This is a genomic window from Flavobacterium panici, assembly GCF_024499525.1.
In the GTDB taxonomy this organism is placed as follows: Bacteria; Bacteroidota; Bacteroidia; order Flavobacteriales; family Flavobacteriaceae; genus Flavobacterium; species Flavobacterium panici.
In genome coordinates this window covers 1778194-1797836 of sequence record NZ_CP100437.1, presented here as the reverse complement: position 1 = coordinate 1797836, position 19643 = coordinate 1778194, and the positions used below count along the sequence as shown (strand labels likewise).

Annotated in this window: 16 protein-coding genes and 1 riboswitch; of the genes, 1 reads left to right on the top strand and 15 read right to left on the bottom strand. The window is 33.8% G+C overall.

The genetic code is table 11. The features are described from left to right. Positions 1-10 precede the first annotated feature (10 nt). From NLJ00_RS07950 to NLJ00_RS07935, 4 genes are all read right to left on the bottom strand, one after another. Complete coding sequence (locus NLJ00_RS07950; protein ID WP_256636820.1) at positions 11-1255, bottom strand: sulfate adenylyltransferase subunit 1; 1245 nt, start codon at positions 1253-1255, stop codon at positions 11-13. Positions 1256-1402: 147 nt separating this feature from the next. Next, positions 1403-2302: a sulfate adenylyltransferase subunit CysD gene (cysD, locus tag NLJ00_RS07945; protein WP_035645595.1), complete on the bottom strand. Its 900-nt coding sequence runs from the start codon at positions 2300-2302 to the stop codon at positions 1403-1405. A gap of 204 nt (positions 2303-2506) precedes the next feature. Next, the gene (locus tag NLJ00_RS07940; RefSeq protein WP_256636819.1) at positions 2507-3217 is read right to left on the bottom strand and encodes a phosphoadenylyl-sulfate reductase; all 711 of its coding nucleotides are present in this window, start codon (positions 3215-3217) and stop codon (positions 2507-2509) included. Between the two features lie 25 nt (positions 3218-3242). Then, positions 3243-4130: a sulfite exporter TauE/SafE family protein gene (locus tag NLJ00_RS07935; protein WP_180856418.1), complete on the bottom strand. Its 888-nt coding sequence runs from the start codon at positions 4128-4130 to the stop codon at positions 3243-3245. 299 nt (positions 4131-4429) lie between these two features. Between NLJ00_RS07935 and NLJ00_RS07930 the strand changes: the two genes are divergently transcribed. Continuing rightward, complete coding sequence (locus NLJ00_RS07930; RefSeq protein ID WP_053470096.1) at positions 4430-5212, top strand: sulfite exporter TauE/SafE family protein; 783 nt, start codon at positions 4430-4432, stop codon at positions 5210-5212. Between the two features lie 120 nt (positions 5213-5332). On the opposite strand, the gene NLJ00_RS07925 is transcribed toward NLJ00_RS07930, so the two are convergent. The 11 genes from NLJ00_RS07925 to NLJ00_RS07875 all read right to left on the bottom strand — a co-directional run bounded on the left by NLJ00_RS07925 (position 5333) and on the right by NLJ00_RS07875 (position 19360). Continuing rightward, positions 5333-5743: an RrF2 family transcriptional regulator gene (locus NLJ00_RS07925; protein ID WP_012023576.1), complete on the bottom strand. Its 411-nt coding sequence runs from the start codon at positions 5741-5743 to the stop codon at positions 5333-5335. A 134-nt stretch (positions 5744-5877) separates the two neighbouring features. Further along, positions 5878-6378 carry an RDD family protein gene (locus NLJ00_RS07920; protein ID WP_180856419.1) on the bottom strand — a complete coding sequence of 167 codons (501 nt, stop codon included), beginning with the start codon at positions 6376-6378 and terminating at the stop codon, positions 5878-5880. Between the two features lie 183 nt (positions 6379-6561). Then, positions 6562-7734 carry a trans-sulfuration enzyme family protein gene (locus NLJ00_RS07915; protein ID WP_256636818.1) on the bottom strand — a complete coding sequence of 391 codons (1173 nt, stop codon included), beginning with the start codon at positions 7732-7734 and terminating at the stop codon, positions 6562-6564. Between the two features lie 119 nt (positions 7735-7853). Then, complete coding sequence (locus tag NLJ00_RS07910; RefSeq protein WP_256636817.1) at positions 7854-8285, bottom strand: OsmC family protein; 432 nt, start codon at positions 8283-8285, stop codon at positions 7854-7856. A gap of 208 nt (positions 8286-8493) precedes the next feature. Then, entirely contained in the window at positions 8494-10908 is a 2415-nt protein-coding gene (gene thrA, locus NLJ00_RS07905) for a bifunctional aspartate kinase/homoserine dehydrogenase I (protein WP_256636816.1), read from the bottom strand. A 1-nt stretch (position 10909) separates the two neighbouring features. Then, positions 10910-11893, bottom strand: coding sequence for an alpha/beta fold hydrolase (locus NLJ00_RS07900; protein ID WP_256636815.1), 984 nt, complete (start codon positions 11891-11893; stop codon positions 10910-10912). Between the two features lie 78 nt (positions 11894-11971). Beyond that, positions 11972-12080, bottom strand: a riboswitch (SAM riboswitch). Positions 12081-12269: 189 nt separating this feature from the next. Next, a complete protein-coding gene (locus tag NLJ00_RS07895; protein WP_256636814.1) occupies positions 12270-12470 on the bottom strand; it encodes a hypothetical protein in 201 nt (66 codons plus the stop codon). Between the two features lie 545 nt (positions 12471-13015). After that, positions 13016-14104: a homoserine dehydrogenase family protein gene (locus NLJ00_RS07890; protein WP_256636813.1), complete on the bottom strand. Its 1089-nt coding sequence runs from the start codon at positions 14102-14104 to the stop codon at positions 13016-13018. A 236-nt stretch (positions 14105-14340) separates the two neighbouring features. Continuing rightward, entirely contained in the window at positions 14341-15645 is a 1305-nt protein-coding gene (locus NLJ00_RS07885; RefSeq protein ID WP_256636812.1) for an O-acetylhomoserine aminocarboxypropyltransferase/cysteine synthase family protein, read from the bottom strand. An 89-nt stretch (positions 15646-15734) separates the two neighbouring features. Continuing rightward, the gene (locus NLJ00_RS07880; RefSeq protein WP_256636811.1) at positions 15735-15923 is read right to left on the bottom strand and encodes a hypothetical protein; all 189 of its coding nucleotides are present in this window, start codon (positions 15921-15923) and stop codon (positions 15735-15737) included. Positions 15924-16513: 590 nt separating this feature from the next. Beyond that, positions 16514-19360 carry a TonB-dependent receptor plug domain-containing protein gene (locus NLJ00_RS07875; protein WP_256636810.1) on the bottom strand — a complete coding sequence of 949 codons (2847 nt, stop codon included), beginning with the start codon at positions 19358-19360 and terminating at the stop codon, positions 16514-16516. Between the last annotated feature and the right edge of the window lie 283 nt (positions 19361-19643).

Sequence of the window (19643 nt, the reverse complement as noted above, 5' to 3'; positions counted from 1 at the left end):
CAACTATCAACTAGCGAATGAATCCTACTCCTGCTGTTGTGTTTGTTGCTGTATCAATTAAGATGAAAGCTCCGTTCGATTTGTTTTCATTGTATGAATCAAAATATAACGGTTTGCTTAATTTGATCGTTACTTCTCCAATTTCGTTGATAGCTAGTTGTGAAGCTTCTGTCGTTCCTGAGTAATCTGTAGCAATTGTATTTTTAATACTTTCTACTTTTGCTAAAACCGAATTTGTATTGTGCTGTACAATGTATTTTGTTCCTGCAACCAGTTTTTTGCTGTCCATCCAGCAAACTGTTGTTGTGATTTCTTTTTCAATTTTTGGAAGTTCTGATGATTTTACAATCATATCACCTCTCGTCACATTGATATCATTTTCTAATTCGATTGTGATTGAAGAACCTGCAACGGCTTCGTCAAATTGTTTATCGAAAAAGTGAATTTTAGATACTTTTGATTCTGTTAAAGAAGGAAGAACTGTTACGGCATCTCCAACTTTGATTGAGTTTCCGTATAATTTTCCTGCGTAACCTCTAAAGTCGTGGTATTCTTCAGTTTTAGGACGAATCACAGTCTGAACCGGGAAACGTGCTTTTCCTGTTTCAAAAACATCATGAGCATGTAATCCTTCTAAATGTTCCAATACAGTTTGTCCGTCGTACCAAGGCATATTCTCAGATTTATCAACCACGTTTCCGCCGTTGATTGCACTTAACGGAATATAACTTACATTTTGTTCCTTGAAAGTACTTTTTGCATTTAATGCCTGAAAATCGGCTTTAATTTTATTGAAAACTTCTTCTGAATAATCAACTAAATCCATTTTGTTAATCGCAACAATTACTTCTTTTACTCTCAATAAATTATTGATAAAAAAGTGACGATATGTCTGTTCAATAACACCTTTTCTGGCATCGATTAAAATAATTGAAACCTGAGAAGTTGAAGCTCCTGTAACCATGTTTCTTGTATATTCTACGTGACCCGGAGTATCGGCGATAATGTAACTTTTCTTTGCAGTCGAAAAATAAATATGCGCAACATCAATCGTGATTCCCTGTTCTCTTTCTGCTACTAAACCGTCAGTTGCCAAAGAAAAATCAAGGTAATCGTATCCTTTTTGTTTACTGCTTTTTTCGATTGCTTCTATTTTATCAGTTGTCAATGATTTTGTATCGTACAATAATCTCCCGATCAAAGTACTTTTTCCGTCATCTACACTTCCTGCTGTTGCTATTTTTAAAACTTCCATTCTTGTATATTGTTTTCAGGTTTAAAGTTTCAGGTTTCATGTTCTCTCGAAACTTATAAGTCTGTATATTTTTTGTTTTCTTGATTTTTACTTTTAAAATTTCGTTCTGAATTGCATTTACAATTAACAATTCATAATTAACAATTATTAAAAGTATCCTTGTTGTTTTCTCTTTTCCATTGCAGCTTCAGAACGTTTGTCATCGATTCTGGCTCCTCTTTCAGAAATAGTTGATTCTCTGATTTCGCCAACAACTTCTTCGATTGTTGCTGCGTAAGATTCAACTGCTGCTGTACAACTCATATCTCCAACGGTTCTGAAACGAACAATTCGTTCTTCGATTTGTTCGTCTTCTTCCTGATACACAAAAGGAGAATGCGACCAGATTAAACCGTCTCTCAAAAAAACTTTTCTTTTATGTGAAAAATAGATTGATGGAATCTCGATGTGTTCCTTTTCGATATAACTCCAAACATCTAATTCTGTCCAGTTTGAAATTGGGAAAACACGAACGTTTTGTCCATTTTCAATTTTTCCATTCAAAATATCAAACAACTCAGGTCTTTGATTTTTTTCGTCCCATTGTCCGAAATCATCACGAACTGAGAAAATACGTTCTTTAGCTCTTGCTTTTTCTTCATCACGACGTGCACCGCCAATACAAGCATCAAACTTAAATTCTTCAATTGCATCTAAAAGTGTTGTTGTCTGCAAGCTGTTACGGCTTGAATATTTACCAGTTTCTTCAACCACTTTTCCTTCATCAATAGCATCCTGAACATTACGAACGATTAATTCCAAACCTAATTCTTCTACCAATTTATCTCTGAAAGCGATTGTTTCAGGGAAATTGTGTCCCGTATCAACGTGCAACAGAGGAAACGGAATCTTAGCAGGGAAAAATGCTTTTTGCGCCAAACGCACTAATGTAATAGAATCTTTTCCTCCTGAGAAAAGTAAAACCGGTTTGTCAAACTGTGAAATTACTTCTCTGAAAATGTATATCGCTTCACTCTCTAAAGCGTTTGTTTTTAATACTGAACTCATTGTTTTTTGTTTGATATTTTTTAGTTTCAAGTTTCAGGTTTTAAGTTACTCTAAAACTTTACACTATTTATTCTGTTTTCTATTCTTCCCCGGATTAAAATCCGGCGCTACAATATGGATCGTTCCTTCGGAACTTTAAATCTATATTCTTTATTCTATTCTCTATTTTCTTGTCTCTTGCTTCTTGCCTCTAAAAATCTAGACTTACTCTTTCTTAGCGCTATGCAAACCACACTCTTTATGGCTTGATTCCCACCACCATCTTCCGGCTCTGATATCTTCGCCTGGGAAAATTGCTCTTGTACACGGCGCGCAGCCAATACTTACGAAACCTTGTTTGTGTAAAGCATTTTGAGGAACATTGTTTTCTTGCAGATACGTTTCAACTTCTTCTAAAGTCCATTTTAATAATGGATTGAATTTTATAATTTCGAAGTTTCCGTCGTATTCAAACAAATGCAAATCTTGTCTATTTTCTGATTGTTCGGCTCTTAAACCTGTAATCCAAACTGAATTTCCTGCTAAAGCTTTTCTCAACGGAACTACTTTTCGAATAAAACAGCATTCTTTTCTGTTTTCTACCGAATCGTAAAAGCTATTCGGCCCTTTTTCTTTTAGAAGATTTTCTACCGCCGCAGCTTCTGGGAAATAAACTTCAATAGGTCTTTTATACTTTTTTAATGTTTTGTGAAAAACGTCGTAAGTTTCCTGAAATAATCTTCCCGTGTCTAAAGTAAAAACGGTAATATCAGTATTACTTTTTGCAATAAAATCTGTAATCACCTGATCTTCCTGTCCAAAAGAAGTGGAAAAAATTACTTTCCCCGGAAATTTTTCTGCTAAAAAAACTAAGGTTTGATCCAGCGAAAAATCTTTTGTTTCCTCTAATAATTCTTGTACAATAATCGCACTCATAATCTCTTTCTCCGTATCTAAAGAATTACAATAATTTAGATAATGTTTTTAAACTCAATAATATAATTAGAATCCCAACCGCAACCATCATTGGTTTTCTTTTGATTTTGTTTACCAAATATGCTGCTAATGGTGCTGAAATAACGCCTCCTAAAATTAATCCGATGATTACCTGCCAGCCGTGGATTCCTCCAAAAAGCATAAAAGTAATACCACTTGCAAATGAAATCGCAAACTCAGCTGCATTTACAGAACCAATTGTGTATCTCGGGTTTCTTCCTCTTCCTAATAATGTTGAAGTTACGATTGGTCCCCAGCCTCCGCCGCCAACCGAATCCATAAAACCTCCAAAAACAGCTAAAGCGCCTAATCTTTTCGTTTTCTTCTTTACAATTGTTTTTTTCAATGCTTTTCTAATAATAACAACTGCTAAAATAATCATGTAAACCGCAATAAATGGTTTAATAACATCCCCATTAATAACATCAGACAATAAATAAGCTCCTGTAATTGAACCTAAAACACCTGGAATTAATAAATGTTTTGTCAATTTTTTATTGATGTTTCCAAATCTATGATGTGAAAGTGCCGACGCTCCTGTTGTAAACATTTCAGATACGTGAACTGCCGTACTGCTTACAACCGGTGGAACTCCATAAGCCAATAAAAATGAAGTTGAAGTTGCTCCGTAGCCCATTCCTAAAGTTCCGTCAACTAATTGAGCGAAAACTCCAATGGCAAAAAACACTAAAAATTCTTCATTAAATCCTTCTACAAATCCATTCCACGAAAATTCAGTGTAATGATTGTATATTAATACAGTTAATAAACTTACTAGTAAAACAACAGGAATTCCAATCCATAGCTTTTCTTTAAAAGAATCGGCGGTATTTATTTTCAGTTCTCTTTCCATATTAAAATGATTCGATTTGTTTTCAAAGCCTATTACCCTATCGGGTTAATAGATTACTTTGCAAAAATACTATTTATTTCTAAAAATCAAAACAAATATTCTCGTTTTTTTAAACCTTTAACTTACTCTGGATCACGTTGAAACAAATAATTGAATTAATTTCACAAATAATGCGCTATAACATCATATTTAAACAATATATTCCTTTTAAATGTTTGGTTATATAAATATATCTTAATCTCTACAATTTCCATAGGATAATTATAAAAATGTCGTTATTTTAGCGACAAATTTTTTGTATGGATTTTCAAATAGGTCTTGTAATTGCAGGTTTAGTAGTAGGTTTTATTGTAGGATTGACCGGCGTTGGAGGCGGTTCTTTAATGACTCCAATTTTATTATTTTTTAATATTCCGCCAACAACCGCAGTGGGAACAGATTTGCTTTATGCCGCTTTTACTAAAGCCGGCGGTGTATTTGTACACAATAAAAAGGGAAATATAAACTGGAAAATTACCGGCTGGCTCACATTAGGAAGTGTTCCTGCTGCCTTAGTGACTTTATGGATATTAAATAGTATTAAAACAGATATTGAAACTATTAATCGTGTAATTAAATACAGTTTGGGCTGGGCTTTATTGTTCACCTCAATTGCTATTATATTTAAAAACAGAATTTTAAAGTTTTCTCAAAAACATGCCGGAGATAAATTTCACAGCGAAAGCCATACTCAAAATATGCTTACTGTAGGAATTGGAGTTTTACTGGGAGCTACTGTAACCTTAACTTCAATTGGAGCCGGCGCTTTAGGAACTGTAACTTTGTTTTTCCTTTATCCGCTTTTGCCAACTCCTCGTTTGGTAGGAACTGAAATTGCCCATGCTGTTCCGTTGACTTTAGTTGCAGGAATTGGCCACGCTTCTATGGGGAATTTAGATTTAGCGCTATTAGGACAATTATTATTGGGATCTCTTCCCGGAATTTACATAGGAAGTAGTTTAAGCGGAAAAGTACCGGATTTATTCCTTAGAAATGCTATCGCTGTAATGCTTTTCCTGGCAGGATATAAATTGATTTTTTAAAATATTTTTTTTAAAACCATATAAGTTATATAAGTTCATTTAATTTATCATCGTTTAAATGTAGACGCACTGCTGTGCGTCTCTACTAAAATGAACTTATATAACTTATATGGTTTAAACTTAAAAAGCGATATCTGCCAGAGAATTGCTTTCTAATATTTTAAGTGTATTATCTCTTACTTCTGTCATTAAACGTCGTGCTGCGCAGGTAGATTCATCATCACAGTCATCACATTTTTCGTAGAAATTATGACTTGCACACGGAAGCAATGCAATTGGCCCTTCAAGAATTCGGTATACTTTGGCCATACTGATATCTTTTGGATCTTTTATTAAATAATATCCGCCGCCTTTACCTTTTTTAGCTCCAAGAAATCCTGAATTCCTCAATAATAATAAAATACTTTCCAGAAATTTTATCGAAATATGTTCACTTTTTGCAATTTCAGCTATTTGTACAGGTTCGTTATTTTCTCGTCTGGCTAAATAGGTTAAAGCTTTAATTCCGTATTTTGTTTTCTTTGAAAGCATCTTTAAATTTTAGATTTCAGACTGTAAATTTTAGATTATTTTTAAAATTTACAAGCTTCATATTATTCTGCAACAAAAATAGGCTTTTTAAATGAGAAAAATAACAGATTGAGATTTATATTCTACTTATTCTATCAATTTAGTTCGGTGTTCCCTATTAAATTGAATTCGTGGAATAGTTTTACTTCTTTCTCCAAATCTTTTTTATTGACAACATAAGTATCAGTAATTGAATCATGCCAGCCTCTGCTTCCTAAAAAAGAAAAAACTTCAAAAGGAATTAGTCGGCATAATGATCTCTTAAAAATCGTTCCGAAAGAAGGTTTTTCGCCATTTTCATCTACCACAACAGTTCCCGTAACAAATTTCCCAAGTGATCTTCCAAAAAGACCTTCTGACAATGAATAATAAAAAACAGAAATAACAATAAAAACTAACTGTCCTTCAAAATCACTCAAATTACCAAGCCAGTACAAAAGATCATTCCAGCCCAAAAAATTTCCTAAAAAAGCAATCATTAAAGAAATAATAAAAATTAAAGCAAGGATTACAACTATATCTAAAATATAGTTTACAAATCGGCTTCCGCCGGATGCCAATAATTTTTCATCAAGAATGTAAGTAGAGTTACTCATGGTTTGGTCGTTTATTAAATTGATTATTATAGATTTAAATTATAACGAAAACAAAAATATATTTTTTACCCAAATAACCATCAAAAAAGAATGACGATTTTTAACAGTAATAAATTTACAGTCAAAAATCGTCATTATACGGTTTAGAAAATCTAATATCTAAAATCAGAAATCTAAAATTATTTAATCCAGCGCTTGCTTTAAATCAGCAATTACATCTGCTACTGTTTCTAAACCTACAGAAACACGAACCAAACCTTGTGTGATTCCAACAGCTAATTGATCTTCTTCAGATAATTTGCTGTGTGTTGTTGAGGCAGGATGTGTTACAATCGTTTTTACGTCACCAATATTTGCCGAAAGAGAACATAATTTAATTTTGTCCAAAAATTTTCTACCTGCTTCAAGACCGCCTTTAATTTCAATCGCAATAATGTTACCGCCTAAAAGCATTTGTTTTTTGGCAATTTCATATTTTGGATGTGATTTCAAGAACGGATATTTCACACTATTTACATTTGGATGACTTTCTAAAAATTCAGCCACTTTTAAAGCATTTTCACAATGCTTGTCTACACGAACTGCCAAAGTCTCTAAACTTTTTGACAAAACCCATGCATTAAATGGCGACATTGCCGGCCCAGTATTTCTTGAAAACAAATATATTTTACGAATTAACTCCGCTTCTCCAACTACAACTCCTCCTAAAACACGACCTTGTCCGTCTATTAATTTTGTTGCCGAATGAACTACCAAATGCGCACCATATTTAATAGGCTGTTGAATATATGGCGTTGCAAAACAGTTGTCAATTATTAAAATCAAATTATGCTTTTTCGCAATTTGACCTAACAATTCTAAATCAATTACATCTACACCAGGATTTGTTGGTGTTTCAGCGTATAGAATTTTAGTATTTGGTTTGATGAAACTTTCAATAGTTTCCGGTTTATTGATATCAAAATAAGAAGTTTCAATTTTCCATTTTGGAAAATACGTCATGAACAATGCATGAGTTGATCCAAAAACGCTTCCTGCAGAAACAATATGATCTCCAGAGTCTAACAATGCAGCAAAAGTAGAGTATATTGCAGCCATTCCGGTTGCAAAAGCATAACCAGCTTCGGCACCTTCCATTGCACAAACTTTGTCTACAAATTCTGTTGTATTTGGGTTGCTGAAACGAGAGTAAATATTTCGGACTTTTTCTTCTGTAAAAGAAGCTCTCATATCCTCTGCATCTTCAAATATAAAACTTGATGATAAATACAAAGGAGTTGAATGTTCCTGAAATTGTGTTTTTTCTAAATGTGTACGTATGGCTTTAGTTTCAAAACCAAATTCTTGTTCGTTCATTATGTTGTGTGTTTAAAAGATTTATTTCGCAGAGTTTCACAAAGTGATCACAGAGTTTCGCGAAATAGTCTTTCATTATTTAATACTTAGCCCAAAGAATTATCTAATTCTTAAATTGACTAATTTTCTAATTGAATGTTGTTTAAAACAACTTTGTAATTGATTGTTGCTGTTGGTTCTACAGTTTTAGCAACTGAGCAGTATTTCTCAAAAGAAAGCTGTGCGGCACGCTGTGCTTTTTCTGGATTGATATCGCCTTCTAAATAAAAAACCACATCGATTTCTTTAAAAGGTTTAGCTTCATCAATCTGTACGCGTGTTCCATCAACCTCAGCGTTAAAAGAAGTGATTTCCTGGCGCTGCTTTTTCAAAATCGAAATCATATCTATTGCACTACATCCTGCAACGCCCATTAATACCAACTCCATCGGACTTGCGCCTAAATCGCTTCCGCCGAATTCGGCTCTGCTGTCAACGTCAACTATATGTCCGCGTTCATTTTTAAGTTTAAAATGAAAAGCGTCATTTACTCTGTTCAAAGTTACTTTCATGTTATTTTTCTTTTTTTTTAATTCAATTTTCCGCAATCTTGTCATTTCGAGGAACGAGAAATCGCACCAGATTGTCGACAAAGATTGAGGGCATTTTGTTGTGGAGTTTCGTGTGCGATTTCTCGTTCCTCGAAATGACAAACTAAACTCAATTAGAACAAATCTTAAATCTAAACTCTAAAATCTGCAATCTAAATTCTAAAATCAATTACCCTTTATCAGATAATCTCAAAATATCTCCAAAAACTCCTCTTGCCGTTACCGCAGAGCCTGCACCAGCTCCCTGAATAACAATTGGACGATCTCCGTAAGATTCTGTGTAAATTTCGAAGAAAGAATCAGAACCTTTTAAACCACCAAGAGCAGTGTCTGAAGGAACAGAAACTAATTTTACTTCTAGATTTCCTTTATCATTTTGTAAATCACCAGACAATTCACCAATGTATCTTAATACATGATTTGGTTTTTGATCGGCTTTTATTTTCTCGTAAATTGGATCGAATTCTTTTAATTTCGTCAAGAAATCAGCAACATTTCCTTCACGTAAATGTTCCGGAATCAGGTTTTGAATGGAGATTTCTTCAAACTCATTTTGTAAATCTAATTCTCTCGCCAAAATCAATAATTTTCTTCCCACATCATTTCCGCATAAATCCTCACGCGGGTCTGGTTCTGTATATCCGTTATCAATCGCTTCTTTCAGAATTTCGCTGAACGGAACATCTTTTGCAGAGAAATTATTGAATAAATAACTCAACGTCCCTGAGAAAACTCCTTTAATTTTTGTGATATTTTCACCAGAAAGATGTAATAATTTAATCGTATCAATTAAAGGTAAACCTGCGCCAACATTGGTTTCATACAAATAATTCTTTTGGTTTTCTGCCAAAGCTTTTCTCAGTTCTTTATAAAAACCATACGTCAAAGTATTGGCCACTTTATTTGAAGAAATCAAGTCGAAACTGCTTTCTACAAGCGGAACATAATTTTCTACAAATGATGCACTTGCCGTATTATCAATCGCAATTAAGTTCTCTAAATGATACTCATTTGCATAAGCGATAATATCTTTGATTGTATACGGTTCGCCTTTAGTTTCAATGTCATTTTTCCAGCTTGAAGTTACGCCACTTTTATTTAAAAGAAGCTTTTTAGAATTCGCAATTGCGAAAACATTCAGCTTAATATCTTTACGTTTTTCAATTGAAGAAGCCGATTCTAAAATTTGATTGATCAACGTTCCTCCCACCAATCCGTGACCGAAAATCGCGATGTTGATTTTTTTAGAAACTCCAAAAATCTCTCCGTGAATAACATTTAAGGCTTTGTTTAGTTCTTCTTTCTTCACAACCAAACTCACGTTTTTCCCCGTAACAGTGTTGTTGAACAAAATTGGAACTATTTTATTTTTGATTAATGCAGTGTATGGTTTGTGGAACGTACTTAAATCCTGTCCAATAATCGAAATTACCGAAACATTATCCGTAACCGTAATTTGGTTTACATCTTTAGAATAAAAGTCGTTTTCAAACTCTTTTTCTAATTCCACCATTGCCAATGTTGCTTTTTCTTTTGCCACAACTAATCCGATTCCTCTTTCTGAAGAACCTTGCGAAATGATACTTACACTGATGTTGTGATCACCCATTACTTTAAAAATACGGGCATCAACGCCAGATTTTCCAAGTAATCCGCGTCCTTCAAGATTTACAAGAGAAACGTTTTCTAAAACAGAAAGTGTTTTAATTCCTTCTTTTTGAGAATTTGAAGTGATTAATGTTCCGTGGTTTTCGTGATTGAATGTGTTTAAAATACGAAGCGGAATATTTTTTTCTAATAAAGGAATTATCGTTTTGGCGTGCAGAATTGTTGCTCCAAAATTCGCTAATTCGTTTGCTTCATTAAACGATAAATATTCGATTTTTTTAGCATCAGCAACTAAATCCGGGTTTGCTGTGTAAATTCCGTCAACGTGTGTAAAGTTTTGAAGTTCTTCGGCATCCAGATAATTTGCGATTAACGAAGCGGTATAGTTACTTCCGTTTCTTCCTAAAGTTGTCGTGTCGTTGTTGTTGTTTGAACCAATGAAACCTGTAACGATATTTACTGTTTCACCGTTATGAAGTTTGAAATAGTTGATAACGTTTTTCTTTGAAAGTTGTTCCAAAGGCTGAGCGTCACCAAATTTAGAATCGGTTTTTAATAATTCTCTTGTGTCAACGAAATTGGCAGGAATTCCTTTTTCTACTAAAATTGAAGTCAATAATTTAGCCGAAAGCAATTCGCCTTTAGACAAAATCTGATCTTTGATTTTGTTGCTATAATCGCCAATTAAGCTTACTCCTTCGAATAATTTATCTAAAATATTAAATTCTTCAGATAAATCAACTTTCGGATAATCTGAAGTCTGGTATGCTTTAAAGCTTTCTAAAAGCGGTTTGTAGTTTCCGTTTTTGGCAGCAATTCTTAAAATATCTTCTAATTCATCTGTCGCATTTCCGCGTGCAGAAACAACCACGGCAATTTTTTCGCCTTGATTTACTTTATCAGAAATGATTGAAACTACTTTGTTAAGCCCTTCTCCGTTTGATAATGATTTACCACCAAATTTTAATATTTTCATTTTATTTTGCTATTGTTTCTGCCTTAAAAATATCGGCAAGTAAATGATCTAATTGTTTGTACTCGATTAAAAAAGCGTCATGTCCGTGAACGGAATCAATTTCGCTGTAAAAAACATTGTTTTTAAATTTCTTTAATTCATTGTAGGTTTCCAGATTTTCTTTTGGTGTAAAAAACAAATCTGAATTAATAGCCACGATATGAATCGCAGCGTTTGATTTGGATATTAACGTTTCGAAATCCTCACTATTTCGGGTAATATCTATAGTTTTAAGCAGCTGATTCATCAATTTGTATGATGCTAATTGATAGCGCTGCTGTAGTTTTTTTCCGTGATGTGCCAGCCAGCTTTCAATATTAAAAATCAAAAGATCCTGATTGATGGTGCGTTGGAATTTTTCTTTGAATGATTCCGGAGATCGATAACACAACATGGCGTGAATTCTGGCATCTTCAATTGGTTTTGAAGAATTGTTCAGAATTTGTTCTTGCAGAAAACAATTAGCAATCATCCAGTCGGTCGATTTCCAGTCGGTTGCAATTGGGATTAAATGTTCAGTAATGTTGGGTTCCAAAGCCAGGATCTCCCAGGCAATTCCACCGCCAACAGAACCGCCGATGATGGCAAATACCTGTTCAATACTTAAAGCTTTTAATCCTTTGATCAAAAGCTTAGCGATATCTCTGGTTGTAAAATCCTGATAATTTTCGATTATAAACGAATCGTTTCCGTTTCCGGGAACATTAAATGCCAAAACTGTATATTGATTGGTATCGATAGTTTTTGCTTCGCCTATTAAATCATTCCACCAGCCGTTTTCTCCGGTAACGTGAGCGTTTCCGGTTAAGGCGTGATTTACCAAAACAATTGGGGCAGTATACAGCGGTTTCCCGGAAAGTGTAAAACTTAACGGTAACGACGGATACAGCGCACCACTTTCGGTGATGAAATCTTGAATTATAATGGGACTTGGTATATTTTCCAATTTCAAATCTATTTATTATTGATTTGTATGTGGAAATATTAGAAAGAAAGTCTAGAGTTGAAACTAGAAAAATTCTTGTTGTTATCTTTCCACGTTTGGACGTGGTAGAATGCAGCACCTTCTTCGAATTAACGAAGGGTTGCTAAGGATTCATCGGGTCTAATCCCTCCTCCTTTCTTTATAACATTTCAATACGTTTTTGAACTTAACGGTGCAAATTAACTACTAATTTCTTAAACTAACAAATTTTAATGAAACTGATTACTCAATTTCTTAAACATAATTCAATCAGAAACTTTTGTACGCACAAAATTACCGAACATTATGCCCAGTAAAGTCATGCAGGTTTTAACCTATTTTATGGCTGCTTTTCAAGTTAGATGAAAAGGGTTTCATTTTCTTTTGAGTACATCAAAAACAATAATGAATTTGGTGCTTTTTTCTCCGCTTTTTTATCTGTTTCAGTTACACCGAAACTTGGATGGATTAATTCGTTTACAGGCGGCGGATTGTTTCTTTCAGCTTTTGCACTTCTGTACCCTGTAAGTTTTTTTCTTAAGTAAGTTATTGCGCTCATATTATTAAGTTTAAGTTAGTTATTTTTTAATCTTTATATTTCCTTTAATTCTTTGTTATGCTTGCCAAACGGAATAAAAAAACCCTTTTGGATTTTAATACCAAAAGGGTTTAAGTTTTTATAGAACTTATATATACTTTTAGTATCAACAGACGTGTACACAAATACGTGCGACATTAAACATCATGTTCATCTGTAGGGACTTATTCATTTGCGATTTGACAGTTATTTTTAAAAAATCTTGCATTTACTTTTCTTTAAAAAGCTTTTTTTAGATGTGATTAAGATCTCAAAAGCTATATTTATTTTAACAATTAATCAGCTGTTTTTAACAGTTCTTACTTGTCTTACAAATGTGCGAATATTTTTTCAATATTCCAAGTTATAAAACCCTATTTTTTCTTAAAAAACGTTAAAAAACAGCTTTTTATCGTTAAAAAACATCCTACAAAATTACAATTTGAACCAAACGAAGTATAATCTTACAAAAAATAACTTTACTTTTTAGTTTCAATCTGTCAAAGAACTACTAATATTACAACCACTTATAGCCAGACTGCTTCCTTATTTTTAATCTTTTCAGCTACTTTTAAAATATCTGTAATTAAACCTCTTGAAATGGCCTGTTTGCATGGCGACGCACTTTGTAGTACAATGGGTGTACTGGCATAAGATTGGGTATAAATTTCAAAAATAGAGTCGGAACCTTTTAATTGTCCAATGGCCGATGTAATAGGTTCTGAAACTAATTTTACTTCTAATGTATTTTTCTCGACATCAAATTCTCCTATATATCTTAAAACATGATTGTCTTTCTGGGTTATTTTGGCAATCTTAAACGATCGGTCAATGGCATCTTTATTAAGGATTCCGTTTTTCTCTAAATGTTCTTCTCCAATAAGAGGATTGATTTTAATATCTGAAAATTCGAATTCTTTGCCTATTTCACGGGTTAAAATCAACAGTTTTCTTGCGGTGTCATTTCCGGATAAATCCTCTTTAAAAGTAGAGCGCATTAATCCGAGAAGGCTTGCGTCTTTTAAAATAGATGAAAATGTGTTTTCTTCGGCAGAAAAACGATTAAAGACATAACTCAGATTATCTGAAAATACGCCTCTAATTTTGGTGATTTTTTCTCCTGAGAAATACAAATCCCTTAAAGTCTGCAAAACAGGAAAACCGGTATCGACTGAGGTTTCATACAAAAACTCTTTGTCATATTTTTTAAGATTTTCTCTCAATTGTTTATAAAGATCAATGGGCAGTGTATTTGCTTTTTTATTGACAGCAACAATATTAAATCCGTTTTCGATCAACGTATTATAATGACCAATAAGTTCATCACTTGCGGTTGCATCAACAGCGATTAGATTTTCGAACTCGTTTTCTTTTGCAAATTCGACAATATCCTGCACTCTAAAAGGAACAGCCAATTCTCTAAAATTGGTTTCCCACGCATATCCCACACCTTCTTTCTCGAAAAAGGCAACGGTAGAATTGGTAATTATTGGAAAGTGAAAATCGACGTTTTTACTTTGCAGAAAAAACTCCTGACTTTCTATAATCTGATTGATTAATGTACTTCCTATATTTCCTATTCCGAAAAGGATAATATTTATTTTAAGCTTTGACATAATTTTAATTTTTTAAAACATATCTGTAATTAGTAAACCATATAAGTAATATAAGTTCATTTAATTATCAACGTTTATAATTTTAGACGTTCCAATAAATTGGTGCGTCTCTACAATGAACTTATATACCTTATTATATGGTGAAACTTTTATCTTGATTTCTTTTTTCATAAAAAATCACCTCTAGCAGAACTCACGCTGCTAAAGGCAATTTTTCAAACAAAAAACAAAAAAACCTAATTTTTATTAATACTGTACTGTGACTGAGTTACGCTTTCAAAAACCAATTGTAAGTCGGCAATTAAATCCTCTACATCTTCTATTCCAACTGAAAGTCGGACTAAATCTTTTGAAACTCCTGTCGCCAATTGCTCTTCTTCTGACAATTGCTGATGCGTAGTACTCGCCGGGTGGATAATCAACGATTTTGTATCACCAATATTAGCCAGAAGTGAGAACAATTTTGTTTCGTCTACCACTTTTTTAGCAGCATCAAAACCTCCTTTTAGTCCAAAAGTGATCACGCCGCTTTGTCCTTCAGGAAGATATTGTTTTGCTAAATCATAATATTTGCTTGATTTTAAACCTGGGTAATTTACCCAAACCACCTCATCTTGTTTTTCTAACCATTCGGCCAGAACCAAAGCATTTTCGCTGTGTTTTTTAATTCGGATTGGTAAGGTTTCTAGTCCCTGAATAATCTGGAAAGCATTAAATGGACTTAAAGCTGCTCCAAAATCACGTAAACCTTCAATTCTTGCTTTTGCAATAAAGGCGGCATTTCCTAAAGCTTCGTGATATACTAATCCGTGATATCCTGCAGAAGGTTCTGTAAATTCAGGGAATTTTCCGTTAGACCAGTCAAAAGTTCCGGCATCGATGATCGCGCCGCCTAATGAAGTTCCGTTTCCGGCAATATATTTTGTTAAGGAGTGAATTACAATATCGGCACCATATTTAATTGGGTTTAATAAATAAGGTGTCGCAACTGTATTATCTACTATAAATGGCACTTTGAATGCTTTGGCTTCCGCCGAAATTCCTTTTAAATCTAATACATCCAGTTTTGGATTCCCCAGTGATTCTACAAAGAATGCTCTGGTATTTTCTTTTGCTGCTTTTGTGAAGTTTTCAGGCTTTGAAGGATCTACAAAAGTGGTTGTAATTCCTAATCGCGGTAATGTTACACTTAATAAGTTATACGTTCCGCCGTATAAACTATTTGACGCTACGATATGATCGCCGGTTCTTAGCAAAGTCAAAAAAGTTGTTGAAATTGCCGATGCTCCAGATGCTGTAACTACAGCTCCAATTCCGCCTTCGAGAGCTGCTAATCGTTGTTCTAAAACATCATTTGTTGGATTATTTAATCTGGTGTAGATAAAACCGGCTTCGGCAAGACCAAATAAATTAGCTGCATGATCTGCGTTATTAAATACGTATGATGATGTTTGGTAAATTGGCACTGCTCTTGTTCCAGAATTTTTAGTTACATCATGTCCTGCATGTAATGCGTTTGTTGCAAATTTTTGTGTACTCATGATTTCTTAGTTTTTTAAATATTGTTAATACTATATAAAGTGGTATTTGACTTTGAAATTGATTTTTGAAATTGAAATTGTCAATTGATTTACGCAAAAGGAAGTTCTCCTTCTATTTCAAGATCATACATTTGAAACAGTAATGATTTTTGGCTTTTTCTATCTTGCTCCGATTTTATTCTGACAACTTCTTTTGTGATCTCTTCTGATCTATTATTGTTTGTTTGAGAATCGTTTCTCAATAAATACTCTATGGCGATTGAATTTAGTGTTTTCATGATTTTAAAATTTTAAGTGTGGAAATGAAAAAAGCCCTTTCGGATGGCGACCAAAAGGGCTTATAGTTTAACTATAACAAAGATTTTATCTTTTTACTTTTGGCAACAGCAAGGTTGGATGCACATTTGCATCATACTACAACACATCATATTATTTCTTGCTATTGTTTTCATTTTAATTTAAAATTTAATTCTTTTTTAAACTCGACTAATTCGATAGAGTAAATGTAATATTTATTTATTTAACTGCCAAATAAAATTTTGATATTTAACGTTAAATTTTTGTAAGTCCCTAAAATGCTGGCTTTCTTTTTAAAAATTGACCACAGATTTTACAGATTAAACGAATTGGCACGGGTTTTCTTTTTTAATACCAACCCTATGTAATATAAAAACCATTTACATGGATTGAAAAGGTTAGCCACAGATTAAAAAGATTACATTGATTTTAAAAATCAGTGCTAATTCGTTTAATCCTTAAAATCTGTGGTCTATCTTATATTAATCCAATTTTGTCAAAGATTACATTGATTAAAAAAAATCAGTGCTAATCCGTTTAATCCGTAAAATCTGTGGCCTATTCTTTTTGCTTAGAATTTAAAGCTCAAACGCGCAAATCCAAATCTTCCGTTTAATCCAAATTGTGATACGGCTCTTGAATACGCAAACTGATTTGCATTTGTCAAGTCTGTACTTGGCGCCGGAGATAAAGTTGGAGTTGTATTTGTGAAAGCCGGAGTTGACGGATTATTTCTGTCCGGATAAACGTCTCCTATATTATTAAAACCAACAGTTGCTCTAAAATGTTCGTTGATTTGATATCCAAAAGATAAATCGGTAACCAGTTTTGCGCTGTATTCAGGATGCTCGTATACAGAAGCAAATCCATCTAAATTAACATCTGTTGCTCCAGGATCTGTTACTTTTCCGAAATAACTGTTTCTTAAATAAATATCCAGTTTTTTGATGCTAAAAGTGGTTGTTAAGTTCGCTTTCAATTTCGGAATTGCTTCTTCTAAATACACTCGGCTTGACTCAGGAAAAAATGAATATATATAAGGATCTCCACCTGCATTCACAATAGATTGCGGAATATGTAAATCTCCTACTCTTTTTGTTTCGTTATAACTTAAAGCAAAATCATTTCTGATCACAAAATCCTGAATTACGTCGTATTTTTGAGAAATTACGACATCAATTCCTTTTGTTTCAGAGTCGATTCCGTTTGTCCAGAACGAAGCTCTTTCTACACCTTTCAAATCAAAAGCTTGTTGAAACAATGTCAAGGCATCTTTTTGTGTTTGTGATGTTGCGGCATTTATCTGCGCATCTGTAGGTCTTGCATATTGTCCTGACAAGACAATTCTGTCGTTGATTCTTGTAAAATAAGCATCGGTTGCGATTGTAATATTAGCTTCCGGAATTTTAAAAGTAAATCCTGTGCTGATGCTTTTTGATTTCTCTGGTTTTAAATTTTCTACACCAATACTTTTTGCCGCCTGAGAATCGTTTGTAAAATATCCAACCTGATATGGAGATCCGTTAATGAACTGAGTTGAGCTTGCTTCAAAGTATTTTTGTTGTAAGGATGGCGCTCTAAAACCTGTTTGTCCAGAAATTCTCCAGTTGATATTATCATTTAGTTTTAAAAGAGAAGCTAGTTTAAAAGTAACCGTACTTCCAAAATCTGAATAGTTTTCATAACGCGCCGCTCCGTTTAAAAGCCAGTTTTCGGTTGCATTTAATTCTAAATCAATATAAGCTGCACCGCTTCGTCTGTCTCTTTCTTTAGCATCTGAAGGCTGAAATCCTGAAAATCCCTGCGCTCCCGCTCCACGTTTGTTTCCAAAGAAATCTGTAACAATTAAAGGTGAAGTAGTTGGTAAAACTCCCGAAACTAAAGCTCCGTTTACATCATATAATCCGTATGAAGCTTCTTCTCCTTGTTTGATTTGGTAATTTTCATATCTGAATTCTCCACCAAATGCAACGTTTAAACCTGCAAGGAAATCAAATTTTCTGCTGAAATCTAAATTCGTTGTGCTTTGTAAAAAGGAAACTTTTCCGGCATCAAAACTTGAAGGAGAATTTACGCCCAAAGTTGCATTAATCGTATTGTTTACATCATATTTAAAAGAGTTTGTCCCCAGGTTTGAACTCAAATCTGTATCAAAACCAAATAATTGAGTATTTACTCCAAGCGCTGCAGAAGCATCTAAAATTCCAGATTCGATTTCCGGTAAAAATCCATTTTCATAGACTTGCGTGAAAGTTCCTGAACCATTTGGGAGTCTGTTAAAAGCATAAGATTTTCCATCTCTATACGATACTCCACCAAATGAATACAATGAAGTTGTTTCTGTTAAAGGATATTTTGCATTATAATAGGCTTGTCCCGAAGCCAGTTCTGACTGACCAACACTCATATTATAGTCTGCTCTTTCTTGTCCTCTGTAGGCTAACTCATTATTGGTAACATCAAAATTAAGTGCGGTCTGTAATTGCGTAATTGTTGTTGCAGATGAAATTGCAGTTTGCTGTGCCGGCGTAAAATAACTTACCTGCGGTGCGTATTGTTGTATCGAACTTATAATTTGTGCCGAATTTGGAGTCGTATTGATATTACTGAAAAGCGAATTGATCTGAACTCCATTTTGAGCCGCTCTGTTTTCTACAGCATTATAGGCATTAAAAATTCCGTTATTTCTAATTCCTGCGCGGCTTGTTGCTTGTCTTGTTACGGCTGTTCCGGTAACATTTAAAAAACTTCCCGGTTTTCCTAATGATGTTCCGTAATTTAAATCGACTTGTACCGTTTGTCCGTCGGCTCCGCCTTTAAAATTGTTAGATCCAGATGATAAATTAGTTCCGTATTGAATGCCTCCCGAAAGATATTTAGCGTTCTTTTTCAATACAATATTGATTACTCCGGCAATAGCATCAGAACCGTATTGTGCCGCGGCTCCATCTCTTAAAACTTCGATTCTTTCAATGGCAAAAGATGGAATCGCATTTAAATCTGTCCCTACAGATCCTCTTCCCGGTGATCCATTTATGTTTACTAAGGCACTGGTGTGTCTTCGTTTTCCGTTTACTAAAATTAAAACCTGATCTGGGCCTAAACCTCTTAATTGTGCCGGATCAACGTGGTCTGTTGCATCGGCAGTTGATGTTGCGTTACTGGTAAAGGATGGTGCAACATAATTTAAAATCTGGGTTACGCTGGTTTGCGGCGCTCCTTTTGTTATTTCAGAAATATTAAAAACATCAACCGGAACCGGCACATCTGTTTTTACTCTATTTTTATTACGAGTTCCAATTACGGTAACTTCTGACAGTTCGTTATTCTTTAAAGTATCCTGCTCAGTTTTATTATCCTGAGCATACAGGCCTGAAAATGTCAAAAGACCTAAAACGATTAGTACATTTTTTTTCATTTCTTTTTGCTGATTAATTTGTTTTTGGCTTAAAAAAAATTCTTACAAGTTTAATTTTCGAACAAAAAAAAACCTCTGCGGCTGGCAGAGGTTCTATATATGTTGTTGAAAATAAACTACAATAGAGTCTCTGCGGAGGATTCCGGCATCTTACAAGACATCATATTGCAAATTGTAAATTTCATTTTGTTCTGTTATTTTAACGAGGCAAATGTGCAAACTATTTTTTAACTGACCAAACAAAAACAAAAATATTTTCTATTACCCTATCAAATTAGTATAT

Bases quoted from the DNA above. Each gene is read 5' to 3' on its own strand.
- NLJ00_RS07950 (WP_256636820.1), bottom strand. From the start codon at position 1,255: ATGGAAGTTTTAAAAATAGCAACAGCAGGAAGTGTAGATGACGGAAAA.
- cysD (WP_035645595.1), bottom strand. From the start codon at position 2,302: ATGAGTTCAGTATTAAAAACAAACGCTTTAGAGAGTGAAGCGATATAC.
- NLJ00_RS07940 (WP_256636819.1), bottom strand. From the start codon at position 3,217: ATGAGTGCGATTATTGTACAAGAATTATTAGAGGAAACAAAAGATTTT.
- NLJ00_RS07935 (WP_180856418.1), bottom strand. From the start codon at position 4,130: ATGGAAAGAGAACTGAAAATAAATACCGCCGATTCTTTTAAAGAAAAG.
- NLJ00_RS07930 (WP_053470096.1), top strand. From the start codon at position 4,430: ATGGATTTTCAAATAGGTCTTGTAATTGCAGGTTTAGTAGTAGGTTTT.
- NLJ00_RS07925 (WP_012023576.1), bottom strand. From the start codon at position 5,743: ATGCTTTCAAAGAAAACAAAATACGGAATTAAAGCTTTAACCTATTTA.
- NLJ00_RS07920 (WP_180856419.1), bottom strand. From the start codon at position 6,378: ATGAGTAACTCTACTTACATTCTTGATGAAAAATTATTGGCATCCGGC.
- NLJ00_RS07915 (WP_256636818.1), bottom strand. From the start codon at position 7,734: ATGAACGAACAAGAATTTGGTTTTGAAACTAAAGCCATACGTACACAT.
- NLJ00_RS07910 (WP_256636817.1), bottom strand. From the start codon at position 8,285: ATGAAAGTAACTTTGAACAGAGTAAATGACGCTTTTCATTTTAAACTT.
- thrA (WP_256636816.1), bottom strand. From the start codon at position 10,908: ATGAAAATATTAAAATTTGGTGGTAAATCATTATCAAACGGAGAAGGG.
- NLJ00_RS07895 (WP_256636814.1), bottom strand. From the start codon at position 12,470: ATGAGCGCAATAACTTACTTAAGAAAAAAACTTACAGGGTACAGAAGT.
- NLJ00_RS07890 (WP_256636813.1), bottom strand. From the start codon at position 14,104: ATGTCAAAGCTTAAAATAAATATTATCCTTTTCGGAATAGGAAATATA.
- NLJ00_RS07885 (WP_256636812.1), bottom strand. From the start codon at position 15,645: ATGAGTACACAAAAATTTGCAACAAACGCATTACATGCAGGACATGAT.
- NLJ00_RS07880 (WP_256636811.1), bottom strand. From the start codon at position 15,923: ATGAAAACACTAAATTCAATCGCCATAGAGTATTTATTGAGAAACGAT.
- NLJ00_RS07875 (WP_256636810.1), bottom strand. From the start codon at position 19,360: ATGAAAAAAAATGTACTAATCGTTTTAGGTCTTTTGACATTTTCAGGC.